This is a genomic window from Cytobacillus solani (assembly GCF_006704205.1).
Taxonomy (GTDB): Bacteria; Bacillota; Bacilli; order Bacillales; family Cytobacillaceae; genus Cytobacillus; species Cytobacillus solani.
Genome location: NZ_CP041305.1, coordinates 666,029 through 683,546, shown reverse-complemented (window position 1 = coordinate 683,546; position 17,518 = coordinate 666,029). Strand labels below are relative to the sequence as shown.

Genomic DNA, 17,518 nt, shown 5'->3' with positions numbered 1-17,518 from the left:
CATATGCTCATCAATTGAGTAATGGCAGCATCAATTATCTCGTATGGAACACCGTCCTAAGCTTGTGTCGAAATTCCTCGAAGAAATGTTTCAAATAAGGTTACCAGCATGTGGATATCCGTAGAATCAGGCAACTCTCCATTTGCTACGGCCCGTTCTATACAATTATTAATCCAATCGTGAACCTTTTCTCGCTCCTTGGCGAGCATATCTCGAATGTGTTGTTGCTCAGGAGAACAGTTTACAGCGGACAAAACCAAAAGACAGCCTAGAGGGTGTGACCTCTCTGTCTGCATCCTTGCAGATCGCCTTAATCCCAGCTCGATGGCTGCTTTCGATGTCATCCTCGTATCGCAGAAACTTTCAATTCGCGGGGGCGTCCAGTTCGTGGCATAAGATGTTCAAGTAACTTTAAGTAAAAACATATCATTTCGGATATATAAATATTTTAATTTCCACCTTCTTGTTATTTTTAAAATTTTTGGAATTATGCTACCTTTTATAAAAGGAGATGAGCGTATGATCTGTTATCAAATGTGAAGAGTCTAACTAAATGTACTTTTTTCTTATTTTTCCAATCTGTAAAATAAAAACTTGTAAAAAGGACATTTAGGAGGCCTTTAAATGAATCATAATGATGCAATGAATAGAATAGGTAAAGTACAAGAGGGCATTCGATTTTCTGGAACATTTTATACAAAATCAAGAGAGAATGTTTTAACGGGAAGTTATGGATTTGCTAATCGTTCCGAAAAAATCAAAAATCAAACAACCACTCGATATGCAATTGCTTCTGGCTGTAAAATCTTCACATCCATTGCGATTTGCCAACTGGTTGAGGAAGGAAAGATTTCTTTTGATACGAAAGTAGAAGAGTGCCTGGATATCGACTTTCCTCATTTTGAAGAAGGGGTGACGATCCACCACTTACTCACTCATACATCTGGAATACCAGATTATTTTGATGAAGATGAGATGGATGATTATGAAGAACTTTGGGTGTCTACACCCATGTACCGTATCCGTAAGTTGCACGATTTCTTGCCATTGTTTCAAAATAGAAAAATGAAAGCAGAAGTTGGTAGTTCTTTTCACTATAATAATTCGGGCTATATAGTCTTAGGTCTTATTGTTGAACATGTTAGTGGACTCATCTTTAGTGATTATATCGAGCAATTTATCTTTCAGAAGGCTGGGATGGTTGATTCTGGATATTTTGAAATGGATGAATTGCCTGAGAGAGTCGCTCTGGGTTATATTGAAAAGCCCAATGGTGGCTGGAAAACAAATGTCTATTCACTCCCAGCAAAACCTGCATCTGATGGGGGAGCCTATGTGACTGCAAAAGATATGATTATTTTTTGGGATGCATTAATGAATCATCAGCTGTTAACGAAAGAAATGACTCTGACTTTATTGACGCCTCATACGGAGGTTGTAGAAGATATTTATTATGGCTATGGAGTATATATGGAAACGAATCAAAATGGTGTTGTGAAGTATATCTTAATGGGCTATGATCCTGGGGTAAACTTTCGATCTGTGCATTATCCTGATACACATCTTACCATTGTGGTTTGCTCAAATGAAACTGATGGAGCTTATGACATGATTAAAGGAATTGAAAAAGTAATTTTATAATGTAAAATCGGAAAAGGGGCTACCAATAGCTCCTTTTCTTACGATCATAAATGAATTTTTTGTTACGCAAACAGGAGCGATCTTTTTAGAAGGCTATGCCTAGCCTAATACGGGTGAGATTAATTGAACAAATATGGAAATGACTTATTTAGAGGAGCTTCTAGGTATTATTCGAAGTCTAGACCTATGTATCCATCTTCACTTGTGAGATTTTTGGTGAATAGGTTTTCTCTAAACGGTCAACAGAAGCTTCTTGATCTAAGGTTTGCACAGGACAGTTAACAACCAGGTTTTCCGATTGGTACAATAAAATTGTAGGTATTTACGAAGTTAATTGGACAATTGAATCATACTTGGAAATTTATATTCAACATCGTATGGATCTAAGCATTATCTGGGAGATAATGTAGAGTCATTTGAACAAGATGTAAGAGATACTTTACTAACAATTAATGGGACTGGGGTATTTAAAGAACAAATGGATTTATCAATTAAGCTTGGAATTAAAACAGGTTGATTGTGTTATGTTTATTCAATTAAAGGTGCTATCCTGGAACAAGAATAAGCACTCGTTTTTTATTTGAGGGCCATTTTATTGAATAAGATCGGAGTGAAACATAATGGCAGCTATTGATAATATCATTCAAGACATAAAAGAAGAATTAGAAGGACTGCCTGGAGTTGTTGGAGTCGTTTTAGGAGGCTCTAGAGCGAAAGGAACGCACAGACCGGATTCTGATATCGATATCGGTATTTACTATGATGAATCAAAAGGCTTTAATATCAATGATATCGAGAATGTGGCATTAAATCTCAATGATGAAAAAAAAGATCAATTAATCACCTCCTTAGGTGAATGGGGCGAGTGGGTAAACGGTGGTGGTTGGTTAGTTGTACGTGGACACCAAGTGGATTTTCTATTTCGTGATATCAAGCGAGTAAGTAAAATCATTGATGACTGTCGATCGGGGAATGTGTCCATTCATTATCAAACTGGGCACCCACACGGTTATTTGAATGCGATGTATATGGGAGAATTAGCAGTTTGTAAAGTATTATCTGATCCCAAAGGCACGCTAAATGAATTAAAAAAGAAAACGGAACCCTATCCTGAGAAATTAAAAGAAGCGATGATTCAATATTTTTCTTTTGAAGCTTCATTTTCTCTTATGTTTATGGAAGCTAATGCTAACAAAGATGATATTTCATATGTGATGGGTCATTGCTTTCGAAGTATGTCTTGTTTGAATCAAGTTCTCTTTGCGAAAAATGAAATGTATTGTATCAATGAAAAGAAAGCTGTAGCTATGATTCAAGATTTTCCAATCAAGCCTGTTAACTACAAAAATCGAATCGATGAAATTGTTTCTCTTCTTTCAACAGATATTGATGAGATAAACCAAGCCGTAAAGAACTTAAAAGATTTGATTTCTGAAATAGAAGTATTATAAACTCTCCATAATCGGGCGCCATTATTGAGTAATGGCGCTTATTTATGGTTAATGGAATAAAAGATGGTATACCCTCAACAAATTTTAACCCTACATTTAATTAGGTGCGTAATGTGATTGATCAATAATATGCTAATTATGCGTAATCAAATTGGTGTAGCCCTTTCCCTCCGGTGACATGAAATATTAATTGTACGATTATTCCAACGAGATTACATAAATAAATAGATTGTTATTTAAAATTTTTTTGCAACGATTCAACTCCCTCATTCGACTTTATTATGAAAAGGAGGGGATACTCAAATGGATGTTGAGAAATTGGTGCAAGAAGCGAAAAAGGGGAATGATGAGGCGTTTGAACTTCTGATCAGTTCTGTTCGTAATAAATTGTATCGGACAGCCTATTCATATGTTAGAAATGAGCAAGATGCCCTTGATATTTATCAAGAAACCATTTATAAGGCCTACACTTCACTGAAAACATTAAAAAAACCAGTTAGCTTTCAAAGCTGGATAATAAAAATACTTGTCTTCAAGTCTATTGATTTTATTCGAAAAGAGTCCCGGCATTTTACTACTGATGATGAGAAAATATTTGCTGAATTAATTTCTAAAGAAAGCGCAGATTACATAGCTCATTCGATGGATTTATCTGAAGCCTTTAAGTTCTTGGACCCTAAATACAAAACGATTATTTTACTGAGGTATTACCATGATCTATCCATAAGGGAAATTGCTAACATCATGAATTACCCCGAAGGAACGGTGAAATCGCACTTGAATAGAGCGCAAAAAGAACTGAGGCCGATTTTAAAGGAGGGCTATTTTTATGAATAAAGAAAAGTTTAATCATTCTATTGATAATATTGATATACCTCTTGAAAAGCTAGTTGCTAGGGAAAAGACGGCAATGCTCCAAGCAAAGAAAAGAAAAAAAATGGGAAGAACAACAAGGCATTCCCTATTGATTGCATGCGGATTATGTATGACCCTTCTAGGCTCCGGCTTTGTTTCAACAGGAATGGCAGAAGCATTATCAAATATCCCGCTTATCGGACCTATTTATGCGAAATTTAGTGACATTGCATCCGATAAAATTCAGCAAGATCAACTTACGACAGAAATTGAAAAACAAGATAGTCAAAATGGCTTAACGATGACTGTAAAGGAAGCTGTTTACGACGGGGGCCGATTAATCGTAACAGTAGAATATACAGGTCAGAAAAAGCTTTCTCTTACAGAAGAAACGGTTGGCATAAATGATCTAACAATTAACGGACAGTCGGTCAAGCCTGCCATTGCCTCCACAGGCCAAGATGCAATCGACTCAAAGACGATCATTGAACATCATCAACTTACTTTATCTAATCATAATGAATACGGTGATAAAATTGAGGTTGCGGTTCATGGGGAAAATTTATTTGGATATAAAGGAAAATGGAATGTAGCTTTTCCACTTGAAAAAGTAGACGGGGTTATTCATGAGTTCTATCCAAAGGTGAAAACGAAAACAACCGATAAAGATTATGCAATAACAGCTGACAAAGTAACATTCTCACCTCTATCAACACGAATAGACTTAACGATTGATTATCCTGCTAAAATGGATGAAAACGATACGTGGCCATGGTTTGAATTCGCAGTAGTCGATGATAAAGGCCAAGTATATGATCGGCTAAAGCTACAAGCTGGTATGGCTGGAGATTACGGACACCATATGGTATTAGTACTGCCTCCAATGGATGAGATGCCTCATTCATTTATCATCAAGCCTGCTGAGATAAACAATAAAGGTTATAGGGAAGAAATAAAGGAATTAGAACTGGTCGTTCCTTTAAATAAGGAAAAATAACATTCTTAAGATTTACTCAGGGTTTGTGTAACAAGAAAATAGATCACACATCTTTTTGAAAGATGATATGAAATGAAGTTTCATTGTTCAGTTATAGAGCGCTATTTATTGAATAAAACTTAGATTTTTTAAAGAATTTAGTATAGTAAAGGAACCCCGTCCTAAATGTAGAACGGGGTTTTGCATGTTTGAGCGTTTAAAATGAAATAACTTTATTGTCTTTTTACAATTTACTCGTTATGGTGAGCAAGAAATTAAGCTCATTCTTCAAAATACCTGTCAGTAGCCGGTGTACTCTTTAATAAACTATAGTCTAACCTTCACCTCAGTCCCGTCCTTAGCTTTGACATCTACTAGCACCAGCCCCTTATAATTTTTCAGTTCCTGGACGATAGGCTTTAGCATTTCTTTGTCTATTTGTGGAATGGCAAGGTCCAATTTTTTTCTTTCGAAGTGCTCTTTTGTCCATTTGTTTGCTTGGTGCAGAACAAATTTTGAGGACAAAATGGAAATAACCATGTTTAACATAGCATATGGGATGGGGATGGTAAATCGAACGTCTTTTGCTTTCACTTTTACATGCATCATAAGCGAATCACTAATCAATGATAACCGAAACGGTATCCCCATTTGCTGATTTAATATCAACAATTTGGCCATCTAATTCATTTTCGATTGCTTCAATAATAAGATTTATGTCTATATCTTTAACGTATTTTTCCGATTGAGGAATACTCGCTGCGATGCTGTGTCCAGCCATTAATACTGCTCTGACAAGTTTTATAGGCAAATTGACCGTGACGTTATCATTTTCGGTTGATACCACACGAATTTTTAATGTTTTATCTAAATATTTAGTTGGTTTTTCAAAAAGCTTATTACCTGTTTCTTCTTTCTCTCTTAATACTTGAATCAATTCTGAGCCCTTATCTGCATCAATCTTTCCTTCTTGAACCATCGTTAACACTCTTGTAATTTCCTCTTTCATGATAAATTCCTCCTTATTCCTCTTTTAAGAGCTTAATCGCTTCTTCTGGTGTGATTTCGCCATTTTCCAGCATGGTGACAACTTTTTTCTCGTCTACTTCATTTTTCTTCTTCTGCTCATATCCTAGGGATGAAATGATGTCTGTCAGCTTGCCTCGAACCGTTGGATACGAAATCCCCAGTTCCTTTTCAACTTCTTTGATATTCCCTCTGCATGTTAAAAATACTTCCACAAAATGAAGCTGATCCTTTGATAAGGATGCCAGCTTAGATAATTCAAACTCGTTTTCAATCGTCGTATGACAATGAGAGCAATGCAGCTTTGTAATTTTCAATGTTTTACTGCAGACAGGACAATTTGTAATTACTTTATAAGCCATAATGACATTCCTTCCTTTTAGTTGATTTGATTATACAACAAGAAAATAAAAATATAAACAATAAAATCAAATTTTTTTATTAAAAAAATTAATAATGTTAATTTGTTGTTTAATATTATGAATTTACGTTTTGGTTTTTATTAGTAATAGTTGAAGCTGCAGACAATCCTCTTGGTGAAAATACTCAGTTACATAATGAGCACGATTACTTAGACTTTGAAATGCTGATTAATATTCCAACTGATGATGATTATTCAGCAGTCCAATTCCAATCCTCTATACTAAACTTTGCAAAGGCCCATATTTTAGTGAACACCAAACATTTCAAATCGTATATTTTTTCACTTATTAAAATGTTAAACTATTTAAAACTATAATTACTTTGGTAATATAATTTTTATTCAGAGAGAAGCTTACAAGTTTTTATTCAAAAAATGAAATGGGGGGAGAAAAATGAATCCTGCTGGTATTACATTATCTGAATTGCTTCGCCTTCCCGTTTTAAAAGAGGCTAAGGTGATTAGTGGGGAAAAGGGATTAAATCGAATGGTTAAATTCGTGGATATTATGGAAGTACCGGATGTCCAAGGGTGGCTGAGAGAAGGGGAGTTATTACTGACGACTGCTTACTCGATTCGTCATGATCCCACTTTACTGCCTAAATTAGTAGAAGAGCTGGCTAAGGCAAATGCAGCTGCATTAGCCATTAAACCGGAAAGATTTTTACATGATATGCCGATAGAAATGCTTCAAATGAGCAATAACTATCATTTGCCTATTATTCAGCTTCCAAACAATATTCCATATATGGATATTACGAATGCGGTTATGGAGCAGATTATTGATAAACAAGGCTCTCTTCTTCGCCGATCAGAAGAAATATACAAAAGATTGACGACTTTAGTATTAGAAAATCAAGGCATTCAAGCGGTTGCAGACAATGTGGCAGGATTATTAAAGTCCTCAATCTGGTTAGTAGATAAGACTGGAGAAACCATTGTTCAATCGCCATCAGATACAGCAGATAAACTCTCTAGTCATACGAAGTTTTGGAATATTACAGTAGATAAACAAATAGAAGGAAGGCTCTTTATAGAAAAGGAAGCATTAGATGAATTGGAGCTTATTTGTGTGGAGCAGGCAAGGCTAGTATTTTCTTTGGAATTAATGAGAAGAAAAACAGCACTGGAAACGGAGAAAAAAATCCGAGGGGATTTTATTGATGAACTGTTGAGTGGTCTTCCCCTATCTAAACAAGTCATTATCAATAAAGGCAGTCAATTAGGATTTAATTCAGAGGTCGATTGGGAAATTGCGGTTGTTGAGTCTGATAGCGAATCCATTTCCTTATTCATCGATAAAGTTACGAACCTCATTCATCTAGAGTCTCAAAAATTACGTGTGAAGTCGCATATTCACAGGCAAGGGGATAAATACATTCTATTATTAGCTTCAAAAAGCCTTGATGCAGATCCAAAACATCAATCAAACCTGTCTTTTTGCTGGAATGAAATCCTTACTCCTTTTATGAATGACTGGAAAGGGATTCGTCTTGGCCTGGGTGGGAAAACACAATTATGGAACATCAATCGGAGTTATTTAGAAGCAAAAAAAGCACTCATGATTGGGGTCAGAATGAATTTGAATCCAAGGGTATTTACCTATGAGGAAATAGAAATATTGGATTTATTAATCGATGCATCTGAATATGTAGATATGGATGCCTATGTAGAGAAAAGGATTGGACATCTTTATAAATATGATCAAGAGAATGGGATGGATCTGCTGCCCACCTTATATCATTATTTAAGCACGGGTGGAAGTTTAATAGAAACAGCCAAACGATTATTTATACATCGAAATTCAGTTAAATATCGAATCGACCGAATTAAGCAGCTGTCTGATATTGATTTAGATAATCATCAAAAACGATTTGAGTATTACTATTGTATTGTGTATTACCTGTTAAAAAAGGATTAGTTGAATGGGGTCTATTGTGCGCAGAGCATAATAGTCTCCCATTTTTTTTATATCTGAGGGACATTGTTTAAAAATATAGACTTCATTAAAATTATAAATATTCAATGATTTGGATGAATTCAGAATTGTTTTTGGCGAATTTGTTAATGAGGGGAGAGCGAATGGATGATTGGTATTATCCGTGTTTTTACAACTGATGATCAAGAAATTCTTGAACAGCATGGAAATGTTATTACCAAAACCTATGAAGTTCCAACGGTAACAAAATGTATACCGGATCAGCCGTTAGGGATCTTTAATGATGAAACAGAAGAAGTGGCTATCCCTAAGATCGTAAAGCTGGGCAAGGAGCTTGAACAGCAAGGCTGCCATGTGATTGTGATCAGCTGTGCAGCTGACCCGGCTGTTGCTGAAATTCGAAAGGAAGTATCGATCCCAGTCATCGGGGCTGGCAGTTCAGCTGCCCTTGCCGCATTAGCAATTGGTGAACCCGTTGGTGTTATTGGAATAACAAATGAACCACCAGCAGTCATAGAAAGTCTTCTAGGTCCACTGTATACGGGTTATAAAAGACCAGAAGGGGTAAGGAATACAACTGATTTATTAAGCCCTGATGGCCGTAAAAAAGGGCTGGAAGCTGCTAAAACACTGATCAATCAGGGAGCAAAGGTCATATTGTTTGCATGTACTGGTTTTTCGACGATTGGATTAGCGAATGTTTTAAGAGAAGAATTAGGCGTCCCGATTATTGATGCAGTCGAAGCAGAGGGAATGTTTGCCGCAGCGCTCGATAAGCAATTGACAGCCTCCAATGGAAAATAATTGATTGCTAGGGTAGCCTTGCTGCTTTGAAAGAAGGTTGTTCGTTGAACAAATCCTATTTAATTCTCTTATTCTGTGTGTTTATTTGGGCAGGAAACTATCTGGCTCGTCAATTTTTATTAAAAGAATATACGCCATTATTTCTATCAGCCTTTAGTTTAACGGTTATTTCTCTTTTCTTTTGTTTTGTGGCATTCCTTGCGAAATCCTATGTTCGGCTTACACGGAATGAACTGTTACTTTTTTGCTTGGCAGGTTTAATAGGATTGGTCGCCAATCAAGTCTTTTTGTTTACTGGATTGAAGTATTCCTCAGCTACGAATGCTTCGTTAATTTTTAGCCTAGCTCCTTTAATTACAGCTGTACTAGCTGCTGTTTTTCTTAAAGAAAAGATAACCATGCAAATGATTCTTGGCAGTTTAATCGCTATCTTTGGAATCTATTTGGTTCTATCAGTGAGAGGACAATTTGCATTCAACATTGGGGATGTCCTTCTGTTTGGTGCAACAGCTACATTTTCATGCAATCTTATATTTGTCCGCTTGCTTTCTAAGCGTTTATCACCCTTTATCATTACGACCTACAGTTTTATGATCAGTGCGATTATATTTGATCCTTTTATATTATCGAGTACCACGATTGATTGGAGTCATTCCCTTTCTATATGGGCCTTTGCTGTCGCATCCGTTCTTATTGGACAAGGGCTTACGACCATTCTTTGGAATAAGGCAATGAATGATGTAGGTGCTGTAAAGGCTGCCGTTATTCTGAATTTACAGCCTTTAATGACGATGATGCTTGATTATTGGATTTACCAGAACGTCGTAACATTTCAGCAAATAGTTGGTGCTGTATTTGTTTTCACCGGAATTCTTATAAGTATTGTCCAGAAAAGACGTTTAGTAAAAAACAAACAAACTATACATTGTCTAAAACAAAAGAAGGAATGGAAAAGAAATTGAAAAAAGTAGATTAGAAAATGAACCAACATCTATCTTTATAGGGGGAATTTCGATGAATCTAGAAGAGAAGGAAAAAAAACATCCGCGTATTTTTGAGCCAGTTACTTTTATTTTGACGATTGTTACAGCCGTTTTCGGTGCAATCATTGGGATGCAGATTATTACTAGTCTCGGTGTAACACCGAATACTTCTATCATTGGTGCTCTTTTAGCGATGCTGATTGCTAGAATCCCGATGACTCTTTTTAAAAGATACAAATCGATGCACCGTCAAAACCTGGTTCAAACCTCTATTTCAGCAGCTACATTCGGTGCGGCTAATAGTTTATTAATTCCGATTGGGATTCCCTTCCTGATGGGGGCTCCAGAATTAATCGTTCCAATGTTAATCGGTGCAGCATTAGCGATGTTTGTCGATGCGGGCATCCTTTATAAAATATTTGACTCCAAGCTATTTCCTGCATCCGGAACATGGGCGCCTGGGGTTGCGACAGCAGAAGCCATTATAGCGGGAGATAAAGGCGGGAAGCGCGCTGGACTTCTTGGTCTTGGTACAGGAATCGGGATCATAGGTTCATTTCTCCATATTCCCATGTCAGCGTTTGGGGTTGCATTTATCGGGAACATTTGGGCGCTTTCCATGTTTGGGATTGGACTTTTGATACGCCAATACTCGGTACCCGTGTTTGGCATCGATGTAAATGCATTATATATCCCACATGGAATCATGGTTGGTGCGGGTATCGTCGCATTGGTTCAAGTTTCTATGCTGATTTTTTCAAAGCAAAAAACACCAAAGAATGCCAATAAAGAGGTGGCAGCAGCACTAGAAACAGCAGATGAAGCTGGCTTAACTCGTTCAATTAAAGAGGCACGAAGAACATTAGGAATAGGTTTTATCGTTTATGTTGTCATTGCTTTGATCATCGCTCTTACAGCTGGAATTATTACAGATATGTCTCCAGGCATGTTAATCGGATTCTTAGTATTCGCAGCTTTTGCAGCATTCGTCCATGAATTAATTGTCGGTATTGCAGCCATGCACTCCGGCTGGTTCCCTGCCTTTGCAGTAGCCTTCATTACACTCCTGATCGGGATGATGGTTGGTTTCCCGCCGCTAGCACTCGCTTTACTTGCAGGTTTTAGCGCAGCAACGGGCCCGGCATTTGCAGATATGGGCTATGACTTTAAAACAGGTCATATCCTGCGTGGAAATGGGCAAGACAGAGAATTTGAAATAAAGGGCAGAAAGCAGCAATACATTACTGCCATGATCGCATTTGGTGTAGCGCTTTTAACAGTAGTTGTCACGTACAAAGGCTATTTTGCACAGAACTTAGTTCCGCCAATTGATGCTGTGTATGTATCAACGATCGAAGCAGGGACATCGAAAGACGTAGCTATGCAGCTTCTCCTATGGGCGATCCCAGGTGCAATCATTCAATTGATCGGCGGACCGAGCCGTCAGTTAGGTGTCATGCTAGCGACAGGTCTATTAATTTTGACTCCTTATGCAGGCTTTGCAGTTTTAGCAGGGATTCTCATTCGCATCATCTGGAGAAAAGCGAAAGGAAAAGAAGCAGATACACCAATGAGTATTTTAGCAGCAGGGTTTATTGCGGGTGACGCATTGTATAGCTTCTTCAATTCCGTATTTAAAATGGGTAAGTGAGGAGAATTAAAATGGCAAACATTCAATTAGACAAAAAAATGGTAGAATATGCCGTCTATGGCGGTGCAGTCTTAGGAGGCGGAGGAGGAGGCTGGATTGAAGAAGGCCTCCAAATCGGCAGGCTTGCAGTTGATATTGGCCAGCCGGTCCTCCTTACAGCAGATGAGGTTCAGGATGAAGATTTGCTTGTAACCGTTTCACTAGTTGGGGCCCCCGCGGCAAAGGATGCCTATTTGAAACCGATTCATTATTCAAAAGCGCTTGAAATTCTTGCTCAAAAGATCGGAAAACCGATTCAAGGAATTATCACCAATGAAAATGGTGCAGGAACGACAGTGAATGGATGGTTCCAATCCGCGATAACAGGCATTCCAGTCGTGGATATCCCTTGCAATGGAAGAGCGCATCCAACTGGCTCAATGGGTTCGATGAATCTATCTGAGCAGGAGAAGTATGTTTCCCATCAAGCAGCTGTTGGCGGGAAGGGTTCCAACTATATGGAATTGAGCATTTCTGGATCACTGGACAAGGCATCAACCTTGATTCGTAAAGCTTCTGTTGAAGCTGGAGGTTTATTAGCGGTTGCGAGAAATCCAATTACTGCCGCTTATGCAAAGGCGAATGGTGCAGCAGGGGCCATCCAGCAGGCCATTGAGGTTGGACAAGCATTGCTAAGTCATACAGGTGAAGCTGCGATTGATGCGGTTGTGCAGAAGCTTGGAGGGAAAGTGGTAACAGAGGGGCTTGTAACCGATTTTACCCTTGAAACGACTGGAGGCTTTGATGTTGGAACGGTAACGATTAATGATGCTTTTGAAATGACCTTCTGGAATGAATATATGACGATTGAAAAAAATGGCGAGAGATTTGGCACGTTTCCAGACCTAATCATGACTCTGGATGCAAGAACTGCAGAACCAATTGTCTCAGCAGCCATCCAAAAAGGCCAGCAAATTGCCGTCATTTCCGTACCAAAGGAACATCTAATTTTGAGCAGCACGATGAGAAATGAAAAATTGATGAAGCCGGTAGAAGAAATCATTAAGAAATCGATTCTTGAATACAGTTTCTAAAATAGAAGGGATGAGGTTTTAAATGGTACTTAAGCAAACATTAACAGTGATGGAATCTCTAGAAAGTGCTTACGTAACTGGAGAAAAGGTGAAGGAATTATTCAGTCCGTATGCAAACGTTGAAGTAACGGTTCAGACTGTTACAGGTGAAAAGGGAAGCACAGATTTTGTTAAAGTTGTTATCCTAGGGTCAGAGGGGAAGAGTAAAGGTGGAAATGCACCGACAGTTGGTATTATAGGTCGTCTTGGAGGCATTGGTGCCCGCCCTAGCCGAATTGGTCTCGTGTCAGATGCTGACGGAGCTGTTGCAGCGGTCGCTTCAGCCCTGAAACTTGCTGATATGCAATCAAAGGGGGACACACTCCTTGGAGATGTATTGGTTACTACCCATATCTGTCCAGATGCGCCAACACTTCCGCATGATCCGGTTGATTTCATGGACTCACCGGTAGATATTTTAACCATGAATAAATATGAAGTACTGCCTGAAATGGATGTAATCCTTTCTATTGATACAACGAAAGGGAATCGAGTTGTCAATCATAAAGGAATTGCGATTTCTCCAACTGTAAAAGAAGGGTACATTTTACGCGTAAGTGATGACTTGCTAAGAATTATGGAGATGTCGACAGGCCAATTGCCTGTAACCTTCCCGATCACAACGCAAGATATCACTCCATATGGAAATGACCTCTATCATATTAATTCGATCTTACAGCCTGCGGTTGCAACGGATTCTCCTGTTGTTGGGGTAGCCATTACAGCTCAGTCAATTGTTCCTGGATGCGGAACAGGAGCAAGTCATGAAACAGACATTGCGGATGCCGTTCGGTTTGCGGTGGAAGTGGCTAAAGAAGCGACAAATGGAACATGTAAATTTTACAGCAATGATGAATTTAATAAAATCACAGAATTATATGGTTCAATGAAAGTATTACAAACATTAGGGCAAAAAACTGCTCAGCAATAAATAGAGGGGGGCGGTGCCCTCCTTTTTCTATTATAAAGGGGTGAAGGAAATGAAAAAGCTAGGAATGATCACCATCGGCCAGGCTCCGCGTACAGATGTTGCACCTATTATTGAAAAATACTTGGATGGACGTGCAGAGTTGGTGCAGGTAGGTGTTTTAGATGGAATGACAAAGGCGTATATTGAAGAAAATTTGTACCCTGAGAAGGATGATTATGTATTAACCTCTCGTTTAGTAACAAATGAGTCGGTCGTTATGTCTCGTGAAAAAATTAAACCTATTTTACAGGAGAAAATAACTTATCTCGAAAAGCAAGGCATTAAACAGATTCTTCTTCTATGTACAGGCGTTTTTCCAGGACTGACAACTACATCATCGAATCTGATCGAACCTGATCATGTAATCCCGCCAACCGTAAAGGCGATGGTTGGAGACCGCCGGTTTGGGGTCATCGTCCCGCTTAGTGAACAAAAAGAAACACTGTATCCAAAATTTTCTCCCTTTGGCTTAGATCCTTTTTTCGCTGTAGCCTCTCCCTATCATCATGATCAAACAGGCTATGCAGAAGCGGCAGAAAACCTAAAAAACAAAGTGGACATTATTTTACTAGATTGTATGGGATACACGGAAGAGGCGCGTGAAATGATTGCAAAGGCAACGGGACTTCCTGTCATTTTATCGAATGCAATCATGGCAAAATTAACTTCAGAAATGATTTAGAAAAGGATGGTAGCAATGAAAGAACAATTGATTGAAACAAGCAAAAATGTACTATCGAAATGCCTCGGTTTAAAACAAGATGAACAGTTCCTTGTCGTGGCAGATGATGTCAAAAAGGAGCTTGCTGAATCTTTGTACGAAGCTGGAAAGCTGCTTGGGGCTGATTCGTTGCTGATTGTCATGCAGGAAAGAGAAAGATCAGGAGAAGAGCCGCCAGCTGCCGTTGCTGCTGCCATGCTGCAGGCAGATGTTGCTGTATGCATAACAGAGCATTCCTTAACCCATACAGAAGCAAGGAAAAAAGCCGCTGCTTCAGGTACTCGCTTAGCGACGATGCCGGGTATTACAGAAGATATGTTTTTAGAGGGAGCGATTTCCGCTGATTATGCAGAAGTAAAAGTACTTACAGATCGTGTGACAGAAATTTTGACCGAAGGGGAATCAGTAAGAATTGAGAAGGATGGATACTCACTCTCATTCTCCATTTCGGGACGGGATGGCATTCCGAGTACGGGGATGTATTTACATGCTGGAGAGTCAGGAAACCTGCCATCTGGAGAAGCGTACATCGCTCCTATCGAGGGAACGGCAAATGGGCAAATCCTAATTGACGGCTCCATTGCAGGCATCGGCAAACTGCAATCACCAGTCCTTCTTTCTATTGAAAATGGACGGATTGTTGAGGCGAAGGGAGAGGAAGGGGCAAAGTTACTAGAGATATTAGGTGAAGGCGACGGCAGACTTCTAGGGGAATTTGGAATTGGTACAAATAACAAAGCCCGTATTACAGGTGTTGTGCTTGAGGATGAAAAGGTTTACGGAACAATTCATGTTGCCTTTGGCAGCAACAATACCTTTGGCGGAAACGTATCAGCGGGCGTGCACATAGATGGGGTAGTCAAACAGCCCGATGTTTATATAAACGAAGAACTGCTCATGGAAAAAGGAGTATTTAAAATCTAAGTGTAGTAAAGGGTGGATGTAACATATCTAATCCAATCAATGCTTCCAATCGATTAGAACTAGAAGAACTCCATTTGGCAAATGATTGTCTCAATCAAACAATTGAGACTCTTACTAGCCATGAATCTGTCAGGGGATTTCAATCAAAGCCTATTCCAGAAGGGGCTTTACAGGCCATTACAGCTTCTGCACGCAGTGCGCCCACATCATCCAATCTTCAAGCATACAGTATCATTATCGTCAAAAATGAACAACGGAAGAATCGATTAGCCACATTATCAGGCAATCAGCATTTTATTAGAGAAGCCCCTGTATATCTAGTATTTTGTGCTGATATTAATCGCTTAAAATATGTAACGGCTAAACAAGGCTATACATTTGCAGCTGAGACACTCGAGATGTTTCTGCTTTCTGCCGTTGATGCTTCATTGGCCTTACAAAATGCTTTAGTTGCCGCTGAATCCCTTGGACTAGGGTGTGTTCCTGTTGGTTCCATTAGGAATGATCCAAAAGCTGTGGCGAAGGAATTGAAACTGCCTGAAGGTGTTTTTGCAGTTGCTGGATTAGCCATAGGATTTGAACGAGAGGGTGTTAGAAGAGGGGTCAAGCCTCGGCTTCCAGAACAACTAACCGTTCATGATGAAATCTATTCTACAGAAAATAGAGATCACTATCTAAATGAATATGACCAAACGATGATTTCACGAAAAACGTATGACGGGCGCAGAGTTTCTTTAGCAGGAGAACCCGAAAAACATGGGGTGGATTACGGCTGGTGTGAGCACACAGCGCGGCGATGCACCCGCCCTGAAACAATTGCTGTTTCAGCAAGCCTAAGAGAAAATCTAAAACAAACCCTTGAAGAACTTGGATTTTCGATACGGTAAAGGGAGTGAGAATAGAATGGAAGTAATAGAAGCCGTTAAAACAAGGCGGAGTACCAGGTCCTTTGATCCGCGTGTATTGCCAACGGAAATAATGAAAGACATCGAAAATGCGATATTAAATAGTCCTTCTGGCAGTAATGCACAAGAATCTCATTTTGTGATCGTTCAGGATGAAAGACAAATAAAAAACATGAAACGGTTTGCCCCTGGATTATCAGGCAATCCTGCCGCGATCGTTGTCTTATGCTCCAATGCAAATGAGTCGTTCATTCGGGGCGGGAAGGATTCGGAAGAAGTGCTGCGTTTTGTGAATCTCGGGATAGCAGCAGCCTACATTCTTCTCACTGCCCATTCCGATGGGGTAGGAAACTGCCCTGTACGCTCCTTCCATAAGGAGTCTATTAAACGCATACTTGACCTGCCACCTGAAATAGAACCAGAGCTTCTTATAAGCTTAGGCTATGCTGATAGGCCGCCGCGCCCCAAAACGAGCAAGCATGTACAGGAGGTTATTTCTTTTGATCACTACGGAAAATACTAAGACTGCCCAGCTTTTACAAGAAGACCTTCTAGATTATGTTGCCTATACATTAACGAGCGCGAAAGGATTATATAGGGAGCCTCATAGCTACGGACCAATGCGGATGATCGATTCAATGGAAAAAGCGCTGCACCTGCTGAAAGAAGCAGGAATACAGGATGAGGCACTGGAGGAAGGCTTAGCAGCTGTAAGAAACGCAAGATGGAAAGCGATGACCGAGCCAGAAGAGTTTGGAAAGGCAATGGATGAATCGATTCTTAATCTTGTAGATATAACGGTAAATAAATAAGATTTCTTAAGGTGCATAGAACATAAATGGGGGAACATAACATTTCGACATGTTGTGTTCCCCTTTATTTGTATTTAAATATTATTTTTTGCTGGTTTTTGAAAAAGGTAAATTTTTACTAGTTCATTAGATTTGATCAACTAAATTCCTCTCTAGCATTTTCTCCCTCCAACATCGTTTCTTTAGTATAGGAGAAATTTCTGTGTTTCTTTTTCTATTATTCCTTTGAATTGAAAAAATAGGAGAACCGTCCCTGTTTTATCAACCTATTAATTTAGTAATTTTAAAAATAGAAATTTATTGTTGTAATTTTAAGAATATTATTTA

The 17,518-nt window shown here is 38.9% G+C and carries 19 protein-coding genes; 15 read left to right on the top strand and 4 right to left on the bottom strand.

The features are described from left to right. Positions 1-56: 56 nt before the first annotated feature. Positions 57-296, bottom strand: coding sequence for a TetR family transcriptional regulator C-terminal domain-containing protein (locus FI644_RS27465; protein ID WP_439952622.1), 240 nt, complete (start codon positions 294-296; stop codon positions 57-59). A gap of 328 nt (positions 297-624) precedes the next feature. Here FI644_RS27465 and FI644_RS03485 point away from each other — a divergent pair, with 328 nt between their 5' ends. From FI644_RS03485 to FI644_RS03465, 4 genes are all read left to right on the top strand, one after another. Beyond that, complete coding sequence (locus tag FI644_RS03485) at positions 625-1,641, top strand: serine hydrolase domain-containing protein (protein WP_056682926.1); 1,017 nt, start codon at positions 625-627, stop codon at positions 1,639-1,641. Between the two features lie 620 nt (positions 1,642-2,261). Further along, positions 2,262-3,092, top strand: coding sequence for a nucleotidyltransferase domain-containing protein (locus tag FI644_RS03475; RefSeq protein WP_053474722.1), 831 nt, complete (start codon positions 2,262-2,264; stop codon positions 3,090-3,092). A 303-nt stretch (positions 3,093-3,395) separates the two neighbouring features. Further along, the gene (locus tag FI644_RS03470; protein ID WP_053474723.1) at positions 3,396-3,929 is read left to right on the top strand and encodes a sigma-70 family RNA polymerase sigma factor; all 534 of its coding nucleotides are present in this window, start codon (positions 3,396-3,398) and stop codon (positions 3,927-3,929) included. Next, the gene (locus FI644_RS03465) at positions 3,922-4,944 is read left to right on the top strand and encodes a DUF4179 domain-containing protein (RefSeq protein WP_053474724.1); all 1,023 of its coding nucleotides are present in this window, start codon (positions 3,922-3,924) and stop codon (positions 4,942-4,944) included. The genes FI644_RS03470 and FI644_RS03465 overlap by 8 nt, the downstream gene beginning before the upstream one ends. A gap of 306 nt (positions 4,945-5,250) precedes the next feature. Here the strand turns inward: FI644_RS03465 and FI644_RS03460 are convergent, their stop codons facing one another. From FI644_RS03460 to FI644_RS03450, 3 genes are read right to left on the bottom strand one after another with little or no spacing between them, the layout of a single operon-like run. Then, positions 5,251-5,532 carry a hypothetical protein gene (locus FI644_RS03460; protein ID WP_053477450.1) on the bottom strand — a complete coding sequence of 94 codons (282 nt, stop codon included), beginning with the start codon at positions 5,530-5,532 and terminating at the stop codon, positions 5,251-5,253. A 10-nt stretch (positions 5,533-5,542) separates the two neighbouring features. After that, complete coding sequence (locus FI644_RS03455) at positions 5,543-5,932, bottom strand: SHOCT-like domain-containing protein (protein ID WP_053474725.1); 390 nt, start codon at positions 5,930-5,932, stop codon at positions 5,543-5,545. A gap of 13 nt (positions 5,933-5,945) precedes the next feature. Beyond that, the gene (locus tag FI644_RS03450) at positions 5,946-6,311 is read right to left on the bottom strand and encodes a DUF2089 domain-containing protein (RefSeq protein ID WP_053474726.1); all 366 of its coding nucleotides are present in this window, start codon (positions 6,309-6,311) and stop codon (positions 5,946-5,948) included. Positions 6,312-6,764: 453 nt separating this feature from the next. Here FI644_RS03450 and FI644_RS03445 point away from each other — a divergent pair, with 453 nt between their 5' ends. The 11 genes from FI644_RS03445 (at position 6,765) to FI644_RS03395 (ending at position 17,191) form a co-directional block, all read left to right on the top strand. Further along, positions 6,765-8,291: a PucR family transcriptional regulator gene (locus FI644_RS03445; protein WP_142108039.1), complete on the top strand. Its 1,527-nt coding sequence runs from the start codon at positions 6,765-6,767 to the stop codon at positions 8,289-8,291. 165 nt (positions 8,292-8,456) lie between these two features. Next, the gene (locus FI644_RS03440) at positions 8,457-9,113 is read left to right on the top strand and encodes an aspartate/glutamate racemase family protein (RefSeq protein WP_056682932.1); all 657 of its coding nucleotides are present in this window, start codon (positions 8,457-8,459) and stop codon (positions 9,111-9,113) included. 44 nt (positions 9,114-9,157) lie between these two features. After that, positions 9,158-10,075 carry a DMT family transporter gene (locus FI644_RS03435; protein ID WP_053474729.1) on the top strand — a complete coding sequence of 306 codons (918 nt, stop codon included), beginning with the start codon at positions 9,158-9,160 and terminating at the stop codon, positions 10,073-10,075. A 52-nt stretch (positions 10,076-10,127) separates the two neighbouring features. Continuing rightward, complete coding sequence (locus tag FI644_RS03430; protein ID WP_053474730.1) at positions 10,128-11,747, top strand: OPT/YSL family transporter; 1,620 nt, start codon at positions 10,128-10,130, stop codon at positions 11,745-11,747. Between the two features lie 11 nt (positions 11,748-11,758). After that, positions 11,759-12,820, top strand: a complete 1,062-nt coding sequence (locus FI644_RS03425) for an S-methyl thiohydantoin desulfurase family protein (protein ID WP_053474731.1) — start codon at positions 11,759-11,761, stop codon at positions 12,818-12,820. 22 nt (positions 12,821-12,842) lie between these two features. Next, the gene (locus tag FI644_RS03420; protein ID WP_142108038.1) at positions 12,843-13,790 is read left to right on the top strand and encodes a DUF1177 domain-containing protein; all 948 of its coding nucleotides are present in this window, start codon (positions 12,843-12,845) and stop codon (positions 13,788-13,790) included. Positions 13,791-13,839: 49 nt separating this feature from the next. After that, on the top strand, positions 13,840-14,511 hold the full coding sequence (locus FI644_RS03415) for an AroM family protein (RefSeq protein WP_142108037.1): 672 nt from the start codon (positions 13,840-13,842) through the stop codon (positions 14,509-14,511). Positions 14,512-14,526: 15 nt separating this feature from the next. Beyond that, a complete protein-coding gene (locus tag FI644_RS03410; protein ID WP_142108036.1) occupies positions 14,527-15,474 on the top strand; it encodes an aminopeptidase in 948 nt (315 codons plus the stop codon). A gap of 74 nt (positions 15,475-15,548) precedes the next feature. Next, positions 15,549-16,361: an NADPH-dependent oxidoreductase gene (locus FI644_RS03405; protein ID WP_231690023.1), complete on the top strand. Its 813-nt coding sequence runs from the start codon at positions 15,549-15,551 to the stop codon at positions 16,359-16,361. Positions 16,362-16,377: 16 nt separating this feature from the next. Then, positions 16,378-16,902, top strand: a complete 525-nt coding sequence (locus tag FI644_RS03400; protein ID WP_142108035.1) for a nitroreductase family protein — start codon at positions 16,378-16,380, stop codon at positions 16,900-16,902. Then, positions 16,880-17,191, top strand: a complete 312-nt coding sequence (locus FI644_RS03395) for a DUF6092 family protein (RefSeq protein ID WP_142108034.1) — start codon at positions 16,880-16,882, stop codon at positions 17,189-17,191. Before FI644_RS03400 ends, FI644_RS03395 begins: the two co-directional genes overlap by 23 nt. The last annotated feature ends 327 nt before the right edge of the window (positions 17,192-17,518 follow it).